The sequence below is a fragment of the Methylomonas sp. Kb3 genome (assembly GCF_002834115.1).
Lineage (GTDB): Bacteria > Pseudomonadota > Gammaproteobacteria > Methylococcales > Methylomonadaceae > Methylomonas > Methylomonas defluvii.
Window position 1 is genome coordinate 119,678 of sequence record NZ_PIZT01000068.1, and the last position, 16,849, is coordinate 136,526.

The following is a 16,849-nucleotide window of genomic DNA, read 5'->3' on the forward strand; positions in this document are numbered from 1 at the left end:
AGAGGGCTGGGGTGAGGGATGTAAACAATGGATTTTAATCCCCTCATCCCAAGCTTCTCCCTGAGGGAGAAGGAGGTTTTTAATGTTTTGAGGTCCCCGTAGGCGATTTTACAATTAAGATAAAGCTTGTTTAATTAGGCAGCACCATATGCAAGTAGCAGAACATTACGCCAAACCGGTATTTGGCAAATTGGGCGGTTGTTTCCAACGAGGTAACGATTTCAGGGAAACCTTCGACGTTCGCTGGGGCAAGATAGACTTTCATCTGTCGCACGGCATAGCCGCTAACTTGAAGGTGGTGCTGAAGGTGTATCGGGAGTCGATTTGCGAGACCTATATCGTCGACACCGATGCTTATGACGTGGAATGGGACAAGCACAAACGCTCGACGCGGGATTTTTACGTGATGCCGTATTCCGGGCAGTTCGGCAAGATCAGCTGCATCAAGTTCTCGTTTATCGTGCATTTGGGTGAGCATTCCATCGCCTCGCGCCATGAGTATATTTTCATGGACGGCGACCAGTTAAGGGATAACCACCCGCAGCAGCGCCATATCAACGAGCATTGGGCCACGCCCAACCATTTCCGCAGTTATGAGCTGGACCCAGGTCAATTGCAGAGTGATGTGGATTGGTACAACCATCATTTCGATTCCCTGCAACTGACCCCCAAATTTACCAAGGGCCAGCAATTTCACCCGTATCACCCCAAGCGTTTTATTCACGATCATATCGATAAAGTCATCGCGGCCAAACACAGTCAGCCAGACCGCTTATGCACCATCAAAGTCAGCGTGGATTGCATAGACGACGGCGATTTTATTAATCACTTGATTCATGCCAGCCAGCAGGGTGTTTGGGTGCAATGCATTGTCGATTGGCGGAAGATGACGCTGACCAATAGCCAGAATTACGCGCGCTTGAAGCGCTCCGGTATTGAACTAGTGGGCGTGTTTTGCACGCCCAAACACCACTTGATCGAAGTCGAGCCGGACATGCACACCAAGTTCGTGATCTTCAACGACGAGGATTGCATTATCGGCTCGTTTAACATCACCTTTGATCGTTGGTGGGCCAATTGGGAATCCGGGATGAGTTTTCATTCCAAGGGTGTGTGCCGCTTGCTGGATAACATCTTCCAGAGCCAGCGCGGCGGCGTGATTCAAAAGTATGGCGTCGATCCGCTCAGTCCGTTCAATCTGCTATACACCTTTGGCCGCCACACCATGGCCAATGGCAGGGTTTACCGGCCGCATCACGCGATATTGGCGGAAATTCATAGAGCGCGCCGCTCCTTGAAGTTGTGTTTGTTTTTGATCGGCGATTTGCTGGGCGATCACCACGATAGCGTCGTCAACGCCTTGATCCAGGCCCGCGACCGTGGTGTTGATGTGCAGCTGCTGTTCAACGGCCACTTGGCCCGTCAAGGCAAAATCGGCGTCGAGCGCAGTATGGCCGACGAATTGGCACGACCACTGTTACCGGCCGTGCAACGTCTGCGCGATGCTGGGATTCGAGTGGGATTGGTCTATGGCCAAGACGACTTGCCGGTGCCGTATTCGCCCATCCATAGCAAATATTGCGTGATTGACGATTACATCGTCATTGATGGTAGTTTCAACTGGTACAACACCTCGGTGTTCTCCCACGACTTGATCGTCGTCGCCGCCAACCGCGACGTGGCCCAGCCCTATCTCTACGAGTTTGGGCAGATTCAGCGTTTGTTTAGGGTGTTTTACTGACAAACATTTCAGGTATACGACGACTCAGATCTTCCTGAATAACGTTTTCGACCTAACGCTGTCTATCGTGGTGGATTTTTGAATGAACGATTAGCGTAGAGGTAACTGACCCGCGGAGGCGAGGCGCCCTGGCCGTGGCGGGACCGTTTGACCAACATGTTAGGCCTCAGCTTGCTTTGCGAACTGCTGCTACCCCCTTACCAAACTTCAGCGACAGGGCTGCTATGAGCACGTAGGGCCAGAGGTTCAACTGGATCCAAGAAAACGTCGAGGCGCTGACCGTTTGCTCTCGCAAGGCCAACCGCTGATTCTCAATCTCCACAAGTTCTTGCTGTTTGGTTCGTGTCGAAACCTTCCATTTTCCGAGGTGCTCTAGTTGCTGTCTGGGGGCAGTCGTGCACTTGGAGATGCCGAAAAGAATCAATTGAGCCAGGGACGCCTCTTCGTATTGAATCTCGTGAAGTAGAGCGCTGCCGGGATGGGTTGGTTTGAACGCTTGCTGATGCAACTTGTCGATCTCGACCTGCATATTCTCCTTGAACGAAAGTGCGTCGGATACTAGCGAAGTGCGTGAAGAGACAGCGGACAGGTAAAGGGAAGCCATAGGACCCGCAACAAGTGACGACATCCTGTCGCCCTTAGTGAGGCTCTCAATCAACTTGTCGGCTGCTGCGCAGGAGGCCAGCAGTCTGTCCTCAAAGTTTGGGTACGCCGCTTGCGCGGTCGACAGAAATGCAGCAGTAGGCTCGGCGAATCTGACGGCTGCTAGGCACTGACCGGTTGCGCTCGAAGGTGGCTGCGCGCAGACGGAGGCAGAGTCACGAATGACCTTTATGCTCTGCAAACTTGAGTCGAATGCGGCTTCCGTTTCTCCTATCTCAATGTTCGGCCGCTCACGCTGCATTGTCTCAAGCGCCGTTCGACTGTTCTCTGCCACTGAATTTAGGGCAAAGAGCTTGCGCTGAACTTCGTTTGACGAGAATAGCAAGATCACACCGATCGCAGCTAGAGGGTAGTACACAAGGTCAACGTAGTTCCAGCGAGGGGACTGGTAGTAGACAAATCCAATGGATGCGGCCGCCGTGAATGCGGCCAGAAATAGCATGTGTATTGAGGTCATCAGGAGTGCAGTAGAGCGTCTGGGAGGTGGTTCTGAGGCTCGGCATATCTACCGAAAAATGATCTTTGGCACGATAATTTATTGATCTGCATATGATCTTCCTTTCTGTATATCATCCGGCGGAGAAATAATGACCGGTAACGGCCAGACTGTTGCCATTGAATCAGATCGAGCCATAGTCCGCAACGGCTCGATAGAAACAGATTTAAAAAGCCCGGCCATTAATTCTACTTTGTCAGATTTAAGCAACGCCGTCATGCCCGCCTGGATGGCAAGCTTCGATCCGTCCGTGGTGTCTGGATTTCGGCTATCCCTGCCGAAATGACGAGCACTACCGAGAATCTGACAAGGCAGAATTAACCACTCGTAAGCTCCGGCACATAACCAATCACTACAGCGCCAAATGTGTGGTCAAGCTGGCGCGTCAAAGATAGGCAGCCGAAGATGAGATAAACCGGGAGGTATCGCTATGCAAATCAGCAAAAAGCTCATAATATTGAGCGAAATTTTGAGCAAACTATTCAGGAGTTGTTATGAGTATTGCCGTGGCCGATATAGTGCCGTTTTCCGAGGCCAGGACCCAGTTATCCGCTTTGGTGAGCGAGGTGCAAACCGGTAAGGAAAAAATCATTACCAAAAACGGTGAAGGCGTAGCCGCGTTGATCGGCGCGGAACGCTTAGATCACTACCATCGCCTGGAGCGTGCGCATATCCACTTACTGTTATTGCATGAAATCGAACGCGGATTGGCTGATCTCGATGCAGGGCGTCACCAGGATGCCCGCGAAGCGTTAAAGCAAATCAAGCAAGACCGGGCTAAATCCGTATCCACCTGACCCATGCAGGTACGTTTTACCGATAACTTTCTCGCCAATTTGCAAGACATAGAAGGCTATTGGCAAGTAAACAATTTTCCGCAGGCTTATGATCGGCTGCTTGATAGTTTGGAGGACTCCGTTATCCCTAATCTCGAGCGTTATCCGGAAATGGGTCGGTTATTTGCTCGCCATAACCCAGACTCGGTGGAAGCGCTGAGCGCGACCGGGCGAATTGCCGACCATTATCCGGCGGTCCGTGAATATGTTTTAGAGGACTATTTGCTGTTGTACTTACCGACTGACGCCGTATATCTGCTCGCCATCAAACACTACCAACAACTCAGCTATGATTTGGCTGGCTTGTGGCTAAATCGTTAAACCTTTATCCCTATGGCAAAAAAATCAAAATCCGCTTACGTATGCACCGAATGCGGCGCCGATTTTCCCGGCTGGTCCGGGCAGTGCAACCAGTGCGGGGCCTGGAACAGCATCAAGGAAGTGAAGTTGGGTAGCGGCAAAACCGCGCGCGATAATTCCGGCTATGCCGGTAGCCGCAGCGAAGTACGGTTGTTGTCCGAAGTCAATCTGGCGCAAGCTGAACGGATTTCCAGCGGTCTGGCCGAGTTCGACCGGGTGTTGGGCGGCGGCATCGTTACCGGCAGCGTGGTGTTGATCGGCGGCGCACCGGGTGCCGGCAAGAGTACCATCCTGCTGCAAGCCATCGGTCATATTGCGCAGCAACTGCCGGTGTTGTATGTGTCGGGCGAGGAATCGCTGCAACAGATCGCCGAGCGCGCCCATCGTCTGCAATTGAATACCGCCGGCATCAAAATGTTGGCCGAAACTTCGGTACAGCAGATTTGCCAAGTCTTGGACGAGGAACAGCCCAAGGTGGTGATCATCGATTCGATTCAGGTGATGTATACCGCCGACTCGGACTCGGCGCCGGGTTCGGTATCGCAGGTGCGCGAATCCGCCAGCTATCTGACACAATACGCCAAACTTACCGGCGTGTCGTTTTTCATGGTCGGCCATGTGACCAAGGATCAATCGCTCGCTGGCCCAATGACCTTGAGCCATATCGTCGATGCGCAAGTGGTGTTGTCGTCTACCGACGATTCACGCTTTAGGGTGTTGCGCGCCGACAAGAATCGCTTCGGGAGTGTCGGCGAGTTGGGCTTCTTTGCGATGGAAAGCAGTGGCTTGAAGGAAGTGAAAAACCCGTCGGCGATGTTTCTGTCGCGTGCGGAAAAACCGTCGCCCGGCAGTGTGGTGACGGTGTTGTGGGAAGGTACCCGGCCCTTACTGGTGGAGATTCAGGCCTTGGTCACCGAAAGCCAGTACGGCAATCCGCGCCGTTTGGCGGTGGGTCTTGACCAAAACCGGCTGGCCATGTTGCTGGCGGTGTTGTCGCGCCACGGCGGGATTTTTACCGGCAACGACGAGATTTACGCCAACGTGGTCGGCGGCATTAAAGTCACGGAAACCAGCAGCGACTTGGCGATCATGATAGGCGTGGTGTCCAGTCTGCGTGATCGCATCATTCCTTACGACACTGTGTTCTTCGGTGAGGTGGGTTTGAATGGCGAAATTCGTCCGGTGGCCAACGGCCATGCTCGGCTCAACGAGGCGGCCAAGCATGGTTTCAAAAAGGCGATTATTCCTAAGAGCAACAAACCCAAGGATCCGGTGAAAAACTTGCAAATCCATGCAGTCAGTAACATTCAAGAAGCGCTGGCCGTGCTGGCGGATTTATAATTGCTGCCCATAATCAATGCCAAACTTCGTCAGGGAACGATATGAAAAATACAGCAGCCGTCAACGGTAAATTTGGCCGTAACGATCCGTGCCCATGCGGCAGCGGCAAGAAATACAAAGCCTGTTGTTTAAAGCAAGCCGAGGCGGCGGCGAGGCCGGTTCAACCCAGTGTGGACGACGCCTTAAAACAAGCCTGGCAAGCCGTGGCGCGGCGCGATATGGCGGGTACGTTGCATGGGTTTCGGCAAGTGTTAGCGATCCAACCCAATCATGCAGAAGCACTGGCCGGATTGGGACAGGCTTTGTGTTGGCAGCAGCAGCGCCGGGAAGGCTTAGCCTATCTACAGCAGGCCGCTCTTCAACTGGAAATCGACGCTCAGCAAACCTGCAATATCCGTTTTATGCTGGAACTGGCCGAGCAATTGCATCACTGGGGCGATCTGGATACCGCGCTGAAATTAACCGAATTGGCGGTCAAACTGGAACCTGAGAACCCTGCCGCGCTGAATAATCGCGCCCTGTATTTGACAAGGGTTAATCGATTCGAAGAGGCTTTGCCTTTTGCCAGCAAGGTTTGCGAGTTACGTCCGGATGATCCGGCCTGCAATAATATGCTGGCGGTGCTGGAAGCGCATTTAAACCGTTTGCCGGCAGCCAAGCAGCGCTTTCAGGCTGTGATAGCCGCCAATCGCAATATGCAGCAGACCGCACGCGCCTGGCAGGAGTTGGTTGGCGTGCTGGATAAATTGGAAGAATACGATGCATCGTTTGCGGCTTGCCAGCAAGCTAAGGCTTTGTATAAGCAATTACCTGAACTCAGCTCACTTGACGCCGGACAGGTATTTCGTGCGATTCAACGTAACAAGCAGGGCTTTGATCAGGCGTTACTGCATCGATGGGCTCTCAGCGACTTTGCCGATAACTTGCCGGCCCCGACGTTTCTGCTGGGCTTTTTGAGGTCCGGCACGACGTTGACCGAGCAAGTGCTGGCGGCGCATCCCGAGGTGTTTACCTCCGATGAAAATGATCTGATTCATGGTTTGATCCAAGAGCTGCAAAGGTTGAGCGGTGTGCGAGAAGACATCCCGGCCGCCCTCCGCCAGCTTGGTCTGGATGATGTCCGAAAGTTGCGCGCTTACTATTGGCGGCGGGTTAGCGAAGAATATGGCGCGGGTGCCTTGAATAAATGTTTTATCGATAAAGTAGCGCTGAACAGTATCGATATTGGCCTGATTAGCAGCCTATTTCCGGAGGCCAGGATTATCTTTGCGCTACGCGATCCGCGCGATGTGTGTTTGAGTTGCTTCCAGCAGGCGTTTAAGCCGTCTAGCGTGACAGTCAATCTACTGAGCTGGGAAGGTGTGGCCAAGCAATATGCGGCCGTAATGGATCTGTGGCTTTACATTAAACCGATGATGCAGCCGCGTTATATGGAATTGCGTTACGAGGACACGGTCAACGATTTCGAAACCAGTTTTCGCCGGGTGTTTACCTTATTGGATTTGGAATGGGTGGCCGAAGTTAGCGCGTTTCATGAGAAGGCTAAGGGCCGTTACATTGCCACGCCGAGTTTTGCCGCTGTCGCTCAGCCGATTTATTCGCGCTCGGTGGCGCGTTGGCAGCACTATGAAAAGTTTTACGAACCCGTATTACCGATTTTAGCGTCGTATATCGATGCGTTCGGTTACGAATGAAGCGAATGGGCAGGGTTGTTCAAGCTTTTTGATCAAGTAGACTACGATCAAACGGATGTAAAAATGGAGCTTCCGTGCCCCCGGTCATCCTTGACCGAAACCGATCCAATTTCTTGCTGATTAACCCGGCCCTTGATCACACTGGTAATTAAGGGCGCCGGGTTAAAAATCAGCTTTAAGTGACATAGATACGTCTCAGACGTTTTCTGTGGTTTTGCGTTTGCCGAAACCGACTAAGCCCGCCATCGCGCTACCGAACAGCCAAACCGCACCCGGCACGGGTACTGGTGATGCGGCGGCGGAGATGGTAGCGGTATAGGCCAGATTGGCGCCGCCTACCGTGCCGTCGTAACCACCCAAAATCAGTGTGTAAGTACCGGCAGTCAGGAAACGGGTCAGCGTCGCGCTGGCGGTGGTGCCTTGAGTGGCTGCGAAGGCCCAGGCGTTTGCGTCAACCAAAGCCAGCGTTGTGCCAAGTGGGCTGGCAGCCATGGGATTCAGAGCACCGTTGTTCAGGTATTCTTGATGACGACTGCTGCTACCCGCGGTATCCCAGCCGCTCCACAAACCAAAAGCCGGGCGCAGATTGGAGCCGTCCGACGATACGGTGATAGTCACTTCTGCGTCGGCATGCAGTTCAAACAAACCGTAATCGGCGGTATGCCCCCAGTTTGTCGCGCCGTCTTTATAAGCTTTGGCGCCCATGCCTATGCCGTGGCCGCTGGCGGTTTGCGAGTTGGCAACGCCGCCGTCATTGTGGATCATCGCTACCCAGGTGGCGGGCAAATTGCCAATATAGCCTGGATCGCCGGCCGACCATGGGCCTGCGGCAGAACCGTCTGGTAAGGGATCTCCGGAAGCTAAATTGTAGGTTACGTGAGCGCTAGCCATGCCGCTGATTGACATTAACGCGCCCATGGCGCCGGCTAATGCTAGTTTCTTAAAGGTTAAGTTTGCAGTCATTTTGGATCTCTATCGAATTAAATATATGAGCTAAAGCCTGTTGTTAAACAGCGCTTGGTGAGGGGATTGCCGTTGTTTGGCGGCAACCCCGCTGGGTAATTAAGCCGCTAGTGCTTGTTTGCGGCGGCCGAAACCGATCAAGCCGGCCATCGCGCTGCCGAACAGCCAGACTGCGCCTGGAACAGGCACTGCCGAAGTGGTAACCAGTACGTCGTAGGTTACGCCATCGAGCGCGCCGCCACCGTGCGCGCCGACCACCAAGGTATAAAAGCCATTGGTGTGCAGCCCGGGTGTGCCTGTGGCATTCCACTCGGCTTGGTCGAACACAAACGAGTAGAACAAGGTGTCGGAAGTGCTGCTCATGCTGGCTGTCCAGATAGCTTCGCCCAAGCTTGAGCCTTGCAGGCCCGTTTCGCCGATTGTGGCAGCTGCGTTACGGTCAGATGTGGAACTGCTGTCCACATTGCGATACAGGGCCACGTCCAATAAGCCGTTAAATTGGCTGTAATCGGCGTCGTTTTTCACGGTAATGGTGGTTTTGATATTGCCCGCGCTGGCGCAGTTAGCGCTTGCTGTGTTTGCGCCGCAGCTAATATGAATCAAGCCGTAGTCCAGTCCCAGGCCGGTTGATGCCGAATTGCCTGCTACCGCTAAGTAAGGATGGTCGCCATCAGCTGGCAGATCGGCCATGATGGTGCCCCAGGTGGCGGCGTTGGTGCCGCCGTTTTTGTCCGAGTAAGCTTTCCACAAGCTACCGATAGTATTGGTGCCGAAACTAGGGTTTGAGTTAATAAGATTTGCTGTCAGTGCGCCATCGTTGTCTGTAGCGCTGGAGCCCGTATGTAATTCGCGTTTGGTGAAACCTGTAGCTGTTGTATGCTGACCTGAATACCACATATAGGGCAGGTTGCCTGCTACTTCTGTGGCTGTCTCAGCCGCGGTACCTGTGCCCGGAATTAAGGTGTTAGCGTTTAAGTCGCCGACCGTATAAACGTTGGTACCGTTAGCGACTCTATTGGTGCCGTTGGAGTTTGCAGATACACCGTCTGTGCCGTTGATGCTGTTGGCTATGCCGAAGCCGATAGCGGAGTTACCGGAGGCTACTGTGCCCGCGCCGGTCAGGTTGTAGTAAGAGTGCGCGAACGCTTGGCTGGAAACAGCCGCCAGGCCAGTTGTCAAAATAGCTGCTATAGCCGTTTTATGAAAGATCATGATCGTCCTCTTTTGTTATTGGAATTAAAGGTAACAGCGAAACTGACAAAACTTGACCAACAGCAGCGAGCCAAACTTTGCCCTCGCCCATGGCGCGCATGGGGGCAATCCGGCCTTCTTTAAATCGTTTTTTAAGAACCGTGATTTTCCGGCCCCGCCTCACGACGGGTGTGGCAATGCTTGCTTTCAGAGATTTACTCATTCCGCCGGCGGCAGACATGGCAGGGATAGAGACCTACTAACCGCCTTTCGGAAAGCAAACCACGAAGCAAGTACACTAGTTACAGCGAATAGTGGGCCAACTTAATAAAATATATAAATATCATTGTATTGCTGCTTATTTTTCCTGGGATGGCATGAGTGAGCTGCGGGCGAAATTCAGCGAAATAGCTCATACGCTTATTTTAAATAACACAGTTCAATTGCTGGGAAATAATCCCCGCTTGGTGGTGAAGTTTGTTTTGGTGGATTTGATCAGGAATTTCTTTCTTTTCTAGTCGTTTATTGTTAGGTTGTTGCGCCGCTCATTGGGTTGGCACGAGATTTTTCAGTGGAGAGATGTATGCAAAAAACCGATAAAACCCCGCTGTGGGTGTTCCTGGCCCTGTCCAGTATAGAAACCCGCAAAGGCGCGTTACTGTTGATCTGGAGTAGTATTGTTTTTACTCTTTACTGTGTGCCTTGGCCGCTCTATTTCGATGGCAATGGCTGGGTTGCCAAATTATTTTTGATCGACGATTGGGAATGGTTTGCGATGATGCTGCCTATGACGTTTTGGTACTGGCTGAGCATGAGATGGGTGGATAAAAACGGCGGCTGGCGTTTGGCTGGTGCGTGATATGCCGCACTATTTTTTGGGAGGGCATGATTTGTCAGATCGTGACGCTTGTTCCTAAAAGATCAGCTCGTAGATTATCTTTCGATCTTGTAAGCGGCGAGCTTGATTCCGTATTTGCTCTGGCACCTAGTGGTTGGAGTGAAGGTTGCTATCAAAAGTCGATTAAATACTTGGGTGGCCGCCTTCCAGGTTTGGTCGGCTTTCCACCTTCTTAAGCAAGCGGCGGTAGTATCTAGCGGCGATGCTTTCTTCAATTTAGTGTTGTTTCTATGCTTTCACACATTCTGCCTAAAGCCGAAATATCCATTCGCGAAAACCTGCGTTGGTTATACATTCTTAGAAATTTGATGCTGTTTGCCGTTACGGTGGCGGTGTTTATTGCGGTAAACGGCCTGGGTATTAATTTGCCGCAAAACCAGCTGTGGCTGGCGATTTTTGCGATTTCCATACTTAATCTTTACACCTGGCTACGGCTGAGGACGCCGGAAGAAGTTACCGAGCACGAGATTTTTTCGCAAATATGCATGGATGTACTGGCGTTGGCCTATTTACTTTATTTGACCGGCGGCGCGTCAAACCCGATCATTTGGGTGTTTCTGCTGCCTTTGATTGTAACTGCCATCATGCTGCCGCAGGCTTATGCCTGGAATATGGTGATTATTACATCCTGTGTTTATACAGTGCTGATTGCCTACAACGTACCCTTGCCGGCTGTCGAGCCGCACATGGCCCATCCGGCGATGACGGAGATGACGCCGGAAATGAGCCTGCAAATGCATTTGATGAACGACCGGCGTTATTTCAATCTGCATGTATTCGGTATGTGGTTTGGTTTTGTGTTTAGCGCCGGCTTAGTCGCTTTTTTTGTGGTCGAACTGTCCAAGACCTTGAAAGAGCGGGAGCGCAATTTGGCGGATGCCCGCGAGAGTGCGCTACGCGACGAGCGCGTGGTGTCCCTAGGCACCTTGGCGGCCAGCGCCGCGCATGATATGGGTACGCCGCTGGGCACGATCGCCATTTTGACGCATGAGATGGCGGAAGAGCTGTCGGCGCATCGCTATCCGGATCTGCATCAGAAACTGATGATTGTGCAGCAGCAGATTGATCGCTGCAAACAAGCTTTGTCGGTGATGTCGGCCTCCGCCGGCGAGATGCGGGCGGAATCCGGCAAGGTGATGCTGGTGAGCGAATATATCGATGAAGTATTAGGCCAGTGGCGCACGCATAAAGCCGCTACCCGGCTCAAGCTATTTATTTCGCCGAATGTGGATATGGAAGCGCGTGTGATTGCGGAACGTACGGTGACTCACTCCATCATTAATATCCTAAATAACGCTGCCGAGGCATCGCCGGTCGATGCGGGCATTGAGTTTCATGTGGAATGGGATGAAGCAACGCTAAACTTGAAAATCCGGGATTTCGGTCCAGGCTTGCCGGCTGAATTTATCGAGTTTGCCGGGCACCAACCGGTCAAGAGCAATAAGCAAGGTATGGGAGTTGGCTTGTTTTTGACTTATACCACTATCAAGCGACTCGGCGGTAAAATACAGTTCAGTAATTTAGAGTCGGGCGGTGCTTGCGTTGAAATCAGTTTGCCGCTTTTAGCTAAGGAGAGTATGCATGAACCAATTACCTATGGATAAGCCCAATTTATTGCTGGTCGATGATGACGTCACCTTTTGTTCGGTGTTGAAGCCGGCGTTGGAAAAGCGCAATTTTCAAGTGACTGTCGCCAATGATGTTGATACGGCGATGAAACTGGCGGAACAAACCGAGCCTGAATACGCGGTAATCGACTTGCGGATCGGTTTTGACTCCGGTTTGGAAATGGTCAAGAAATTGATTTCTTTAGATGACAATACCCAAATCGTCATGCTGACCGGTTTCGCCAGTATCGCCACCGCTGTGGAGGCTATCAAATTGGGCGCGATTCATTATCTGACCAAGCCGGCCAACGCTGATGAGATTGTCAGTGCTTTGTACAAGAACGAAGGCGATGCCTCGGTAGCCATCAGTGACAATCCGCTATCGGTAAAGCGCTTGGAGTGGGAGCACTTGCAAAAGGTGCTGATGCAGCACGACGGTAACATCTCAGCCGCCGCCAGAGCATTGAATATGCACAGAAGGACCTTGCAAAGAAAGCTGGAAAAACGGCCGGTAAAAGAGTAGGCGACCAGCACTATTTAGGAAGTGAAGATATTATTTCGTATTTATTACAACTAATCGTTGCAAAACTAATATTTCTGAGTATAATGGGCGGCTCATTCAGGGGGTCGTTAGCTCAGCCGGTAGAGCACCGCACTTTTAATGCGATGGTCGTGCGTTCGAATCGCACACGACCCACCACTGAATAATTTAAGCTAATCAATAGCTTATCAACTGGATTGCCGTCGAGTTGAAGCAACATAACCGCAGTAAGGCGCAAATTTAGGCGCACTCTGCATTATTTGCTCCAATGAGGTGGCGTAATGAACCAGCAAAATCTATCCCTTCAAAGCTCACAAAACGATGTTTTGTCCTAGCAACATTTTCAAGAATCTCAAAAGTCCAAAGAAACTTCCGCGAATTATCACGTCGAATATTTTTGCGTGTTCGATCCCGAGAGCAAGTATCACAGCCCGTTATTTGCCACCAAGGCGCAAAACGATGTTGTCTTACTACATATCTGCCAAACCTTTCCGAACGCCCACGGCGAACACCGAAAATCCTATTTCCGATCTGAACAAGATGCTGGCCGACAAGAATTATTGTCTGAAATCATGGGTGCCGGCCCGGAATATGACCAGCTGCTTGAGCTGCTAAGGCGACGGAATGCGCCTGACGTCGCTATCCAACTCAATCAAAACGGCGAGGGCGTGTAATGGCATATATCCGACCTCTAGCCAACGGCAACTTCCGCGCCGATGTCCGCTTAAAAGGCATCGTTAAAAACAAAACCTTCCCAACGGAAAGTCTCGCACTAGCTTGGGCCGATAACATCGAGAAAGGCATCAAGACTATTTTGAACCTGGATCAGGCGCAATTAATGGCGCTTTCAGAGGATGAAATTTGCGCCTTGGGTGGCGAGGATCTTTTCAAGCAGTTGGGTATCGATCTGTTTGCAATCCGCCATCAGGCCAAACTGGAAGCGATTAACGCCCTATCCAAAAAAGAACTGTTACAGCTTACCGTGCAAGAAATCGAGCGCATGGGTGGCGCTGAGCTATTCATCAAGGCCGGCAAACGCATCCGCTACAAAACCTTTCGAGACGTCTGCGATGAATATCTGTCTCGCTGGAACAAGAAGGATTACAAAGGCCAGATGCAACGGATCGATTATTGGTGCCAATACTTCGTAAGCCTCCATTCCGCCCACATTTAATAATCCTGTTGTCTTTGTCATCCTGTGACTTTTTGATCAGGAGTAGCGATGACCGTTGCATCGAAATGGCGTCAGCATATTGAAGAATGGCAAGGCAGTGGTTTGTCGCAGGTTGAGTATTGCCTACAGCAGCGCATCAATGCCCGAACCTTTGCAGCCAGACTCTGCGACTATCGCAAACGGCCTGCGGTAGAGCCGGTCGCTTTGGTGCCGGTGCAGATTGAACAGCCTGAGCCTGCTTCTGTGGCGACACCCGCAGCAGCGGCTATGGTCTTGACCGATGCCCACGGTTATAGGCTGGAGATTTCGTCTTCAGTATCGGCGGGCTGGGTAGCCGAGTTGTTACGATGTCTGGCTTGATCGATTATCCCGCGCAGATTTGGTTGGCGGTGGCGCCGGTGGATATGCGCCGCGGCTTGGATGGCTTGTCAGCGATTGTTCAACAGAGTCTGGGGCATGCCCCGTGTGCCGGATCGGCGTTTATCTTTCGTAATCGTGCGGGCAACCGGCTACGGTTGTTGGTGTGGGATGGCAATGGGGTTTGGCTGTGTCAGCGCCGTTTGCACCAAGGCAGTTTTGTCTGGCCCAGGGTGGGCGATGCGGTGTTTGCGCTGACGCAGGCGCAATGGCACTGGTTAATTGCTGGAGTCGATTGGCAACGCTTATCCGCCCAGCCCCAAGCAGACTGGCAGGTGTGAGTCAGAGGTAACGCGCGGCGGTAAAAAAGTCCTAAAATGTCCTAATATCAAGGCATTGGATGGGACATTGCGGTATAATTCACCCATGAATCCGCTGGCCAAACTCGACCAATTGAACCTGGAGCCGACTGCCAAAACCGAGGTGGCGGCCCTGCTTCAGGCACTGATGGATCAGGCAGCCCAGGATGCCCAAGTCATCCAAACCAAAGACGCCACGATTCACGCCAAAGACCTCAAAATCGGCGCGCTGACCCATGAGCTGGCGTATTACAAACGCATCCGCTTCAGTCGCAAGAACGAAAGTCTGGCCCCGTTGCAGCGGGATGTGTTCGAGGAAACCTGGAATACCGATATCTCGGCGATTGATGAGGAAGTCGAACAACTCCGGGATGATCAGCCCTGCGATACCGTGGCCCGTCCCAAACGCCCACGTGCCGGTCGCCAACCGTTGCCTGAGCATCTGCCGCGCATTGAGCATCGCCATGAACCGGAATCCTGCGCTTGTGGCCACTGCGGTAAAGACCTGGTCAAAGTCGGCGACGACTGCAGGGATGCAGGAGATAGAGCAACGCAGGAGCAGTTGCCGAAGACATCAGCGAGCAACTGGACGTCGAACCGGCCAAGTTCTTTGTGCATCGACACATTCGTCCGCAATACGCCTGTCGGGCCTGCGAAACCATCACCGCAGCACCGATTCCACCGGCGGTGATCGATGGCGGTATGGCTGCCGTCGGTTTGCTCACCTGGGTGCTGATCGGCAAGTACCTCGATCATTTGCCGCTGTACCGGTTGGAACAAATCGCCGCCCGTGACGGGGTGATCCTGTCCCGCTCCACGCTGGCGGACTGGGTCGGACGACTCGGTGTCGCTTTAGCGCCCTTAGCCGACCGCATGGCTTGGCATTTGTTGCAAAGGGATAGCTTACATGCCGACGAGACGCCGGTACCGCAACTGGATCCCGGCAGTGGTAAAACCAAGAAAGCCTATCTGTGGGCCTATCGCAGCAATGATCTGCAACCGGGACCGAAGCTTATCGTCTTCGATTATCAAGCCGGTCGCGGCGGCCGGCATGTGCAACAATTTCTGGGCGATTGGCACGGCCATTTAGTGGTGGATGACTATGCGGGGTATAAGGCCCTGTTTGCTACGACCCGTGCCCATCCCGCATCGCAACACCCGCTAGAGCCGTGTATCGAACTGGCCTGCCTAGCGCATGCGCGGCGCAAATTCTTCGACCTGTTCCAGGCCAGTCAAAGCCTTATCGCGCAAGACGCACTGAATCGTATCGCCAAGCTGTATGCGGTCGAAGCCGCAGCCCGTGATTTAAGCATTGCTGAGCGCAAACAGTGGCGCGCCGAAACCAGTCTGCCGCTCCTGGTCGAGCTACACGACTGGCTACAGCAAACCCGTTTGCGCACCGCACCCGGCACGGCAACCGCCAAAGCCATCGACTACAGCTTGAAACGCTGGACGGCGCTCAGCCGGTACGCCGACACCGGCGATCTGCCTATCGACAATAATCCAGTGGAGAACAGCATTCGTCCCATTGCCTTGGGTAAGAAGAACTGGTTGTTTGCCGGATCGGAGCGGGCAGGCCAACGAGCCGCCGTCATTCAGACTCTGCTAGGCACCGCCAAACTCAATGGTCTCGATCCGGCTGCCTGGCTAAAAGACACCCTGGGAAAACTCCCCACCTGGCCCAACAGCCGCATCGACGAGTTACTACCGTTTAGTCACAGGGATTAGATCAAAGCGGCAACAGGCTGACGATGTGGTAGGGCTAGTTGCTTACAATACTTCGGGGACCGGATCATGACCGACATCGACATCTTCGACTTGCGCGAACACGTTGATGACTTGATCGACGAGGGCCTGCGCGCCACGACTATTAATCGCAAGAAGGCGGTCTTGTCCAGCGTCTACAAATTTGCCTTGAGCCTTGGCTATGTCGATGAAAACCTAGTTCGGAGCGTGGTGGTCGACGACGACACCAAGCGGCGGGACCGGGTATTAAGCGAGGCCGAACGCAAACGACTACTGAAAGCCTGCCGGGAATCGCATTGGGATAAGTTGTATTTGTTGGTTGTGATGGCAATGACAACCGGTGCCCGGAAAGGCGAGCTGATGAACCTGCGCTGGAGTGATGTTAACTTCAAGGACAACAGCACCTTTCTGGGTGACACCAAGAACGGTACCAGTCGGGAGCTGTATTTAGCGCCGGTCGTCATGACCGAGCTGAAACGCCATCAGGAAGTCGGTACCGGATTGATCTTCCCGTCGGTCGAACTTCCCGGGCAACCGATGGACTTTCGTAAAGCCTGGCGAAACGTATTGAAAGCGGCCAATATTGCCGACCGGGACATCCTGAACCCGGATGGCAGTGTCAAACTGGAGAAATTTACCTTCCATTGCCTACGGCATGGCTTCTGCTCGGCGCTGTCCGACCAAGGCAAGGAGATTAATCATATAGCCAAACTGGCCGGCCACAAGAGCATTCAAACCACCATGCGCTATATCCATCAGGGACGCGACCAAAAGCGGCAGATCGTCAACGAACTGGCTCAGGCCTTTAACCTGTAGCGGCTATTCGCCGGCCAATCCTTGATTGGGTTGGCTGGCTTTTCTGTTCATGAATCGAATAGCCGA

17 protein-coding genes, 1 tRNA gene, 1 pseudogene and 1 riboswitch are annotated in these 16,849 nt (G+C 52.8%); of the genes and pseudogenes, 16 read left to right on the plus strand and 3 right to left on the minus strand.

Going from position 1 to position 16,849, the window contains the following annotated elements:
- Positions 1-148 precede the first annotated feature (148 nt).
- Positions 149-1,741, plus strand: a complete 1,593-nt coding sequence (locus CWO84_RS19415; RefSeq protein WP_033158417.1) for a phospholipase D-like domain-containing protein — start codon at positions 149-151, stop codon at positions 1,739-1,741.
- A gap of 166 nt (positions 1,742-1,907) precedes the next feature.
- Here the strand turns inward: CWO84_RS19415 and CWO84_RS19420 are convergent, their stop codons facing one another.
- On the minus strand, positions 1,908-2,846 hold the full coding sequence (locus CWO84_RS19420; protein WP_033158418.1) for a hypothetical protein: 939 nt from the start codon (positions 2,844-2,846) through the stop codon (positions 1,908-1,910).
- Between the two features lie 145 nt (positions 2,847-2,991).
- Between CWO84_RS19420 and CWO84_RS19425 the strand changes: the two genes are divergently transcribed.
- From CWO84_RS19425 to CWO84_RS24735, 5 genes are all read left to right on the plus strand, one after another.
- Positions 2,992-3,186 (plus strand): hypothetical protein, encoded by a 195-nt coding sequence (locus CWO84_RS19425; protein WP_101054678.1) that lies wholly within the window; start codon positions 2,992-2,994, stop codon positions 3,184-3,186.
- 208 nt (positions 3,187-3,394) lie between these two features.
- Positions 3,395-3,697, plus strand: a complete 303-nt coding sequence (locus CWO84_RS19430) for a type II toxin-antitoxin system Phd/YefM family antitoxin (RefSeq protein WP_033158420.1) — start codon at positions 3,395-3,397, stop codon at positions 3,695-3,697.
- Between the two features lie 3 nt (positions 3,698-3,700).
- Positions 3,701-4,057 (plus strand): type II toxin-antitoxin system RelE/ParE family toxin, encoded by a 357-nt coding sequence (locus CWO84_RS19435; RefSeq protein WP_033158421.1) that lies wholly within the window; start codon positions 3,701-3,703, stop codon positions 4,055-4,057.
- A 12-nt stretch (positions 4,058-4,069) separates the two neighbouring features.
- The gene (gene radA, locus CWO84_RS19440) at positions 4,070-5,437 is read left to right on the plus strand and encodes a DNA repair protein RadA (protein WP_101054680.1); all 1,368 of its coding nucleotides are present in this window, start codon (positions 4,070-4,072) and stop codon (positions 5,435-5,437) included.
- A gap of 41 nt (positions 5,438-5,478) precedes the next feature.
- Entirely contained in the window at positions 5,479-7,131 is a 1,653-nt protein-coding gene (locus tag CWO84_RS24735) for a sulfotransferase (RefSeq protein WP_051670308.1), read from the plus strand.
- A gap of 195 nt (positions 7,132-7,326) precedes the next feature.
- On the opposite strand, the gene CWO84_RS19450 is transcribed toward CWO84_RS24735, so the two are convergent.
- Both CWO84_RS19450 and CWO84_RS25030 read right to left on the minus strand, forming a co-directional pair.
- Positions 7,327-8,094, minus strand: a complete 768-nt coding sequence (locus CWO84_RS19450) for a hypothetical protein (RefSeq protein ID WP_033158423.1) — start codon at positions 8,092-8,094, stop codon at positions 7,327-7,329.
- Between the two features lie 99 nt (positions 8,095-8,193).
- Positions 8,194-9,306 (minus strand): hypothetical protein, encoded by a 1,113-nt coding sequence (locus CWO84_RS25030; RefSeq protein ID WP_033158424.1) that lies wholly within the window; start codon positions 9,304-9,306, stop codon positions 8,194-8,196.
- A 100-nt stretch (positions 9,307-9,406) separates the two neighbouring features.
- A riboswitch (cyclic di-GMP riboswitch) is annotated at positions 9,407-9,491 on the minus strand.
- A 377-nt stretch (positions 9,492-9,868) separates the two neighbouring features.
- Here CWO84_RS25030 and CWO84_RS19465 point away from each other — a divergent pair.
- From CWO84_RS19465 to CWO84_RS19510, 10 genes and pseudogenes are all read left to right on the plus strand, one after another.
- The gene (locus CWO84_RS19465; RefSeq protein WP_020483075.1) at positions 9,869-10,144 is read left to right on the plus strand and encodes a hypothetical protein; all 276 of its coding nucleotides are present in this window, start codon (positions 9,869-9,871) and stop codon (positions 10,142-10,144) included.
- 269 nt (positions 10,145-10,413) lie between these two features.
- Positions 10,414-11,787, plus strand: a complete 1,374-nt coding sequence (locus tag CWO84_RS19470) for an ATP-binding protein (RefSeq protein WP_033158427.1) — start codon at positions 10,414-10,416, stop codon at positions 11,785-11,787.
- A complete protein-coding gene (locus CWO84_RS19475) occupies positions 11,765-12,313 on the plus strand; it encodes a response regulator transcription factor (protein WP_026603562.1) in 549 nt (182 codons plus the stop codon). Before CWO84_RS19470 ends, CWO84_RS19475 begins: the two co-directional genes overlap by 23 nt.
- Before the next feature lie 101 nt (positions 12,314-12,414).
- Positions 12,415-12,490: transfer RNA gene (locus CWO84_RS19480), tRNA-Lys, on the plus strand.
- Positions 12,491-12,732: 242 nt separating this feature from the next.
- Positions 12,733-13,005, plus strand: coding sequence for a hypothetical protein (locus tag CWO84_RS19485; protein WP_033159540.1), 273 nt, complete (start codon positions 12,733-12,735; stop codon positions 13,003-13,005).
- Positions 13,005-13,505 carry a hypothetical protein gene (locus tag CWO84_RS19490; RefSeq protein WP_033159539.1) on the plus strand — a complete coding sequence of 167 codons (501 nt, stop codon included), beginning with the start codon at positions 13,005-13,007 and terminating at the stop codon, positions 13,503-13,505. The genes CWO84_RS19485 and CWO84_RS19490 overlap by 1 nt, the downstream gene beginning before the upstream one ends.
- A gap of 48 nt (positions 13,506-13,553) precedes the next feature.
- Entirely contained in the window at positions 13,554-13,865 is a 312-nt protein-coding gene (locus CWO84_RS19495; RefSeq protein WP_101054683.1) for a hypothetical protein, read from the plus strand.
- Positions 13,853-14,203, plus strand: coding sequence for an IS66 family insertion sequence element accessory protein TnpB (gene tnpB, locus CWO84_RS19500; RefSeq protein ID WP_033159537.1), 351 nt, complete (start codon positions 13,853-13,855; stop codon positions 14,201-14,203). The genes CWO84_RS19495 and tnpB overlap by 13 nt, the downstream gene beginning before the upstream one ends.
- A gap of 166 nt (positions 14,204-14,369) precedes the next feature.
- Positions 14,370-15,949: pseudogene (locus tag CWO84_RS19505) on the plus strand (IS66 family transposase).
- 66 nt (positions 15,950-16,015) lie between these two features.
- Positions 16,016-16,783, plus strand: a complete 768-nt coding sequence (locus CWO84_RS19510; RefSeq protein ID WP_051670556.1) for a site-specific integrase — start codon at positions 16,016-16,018, stop codon at positions 16,781-16,783.
- Positions 16,784-16,849: the final 66 nt, after the last annotated feature.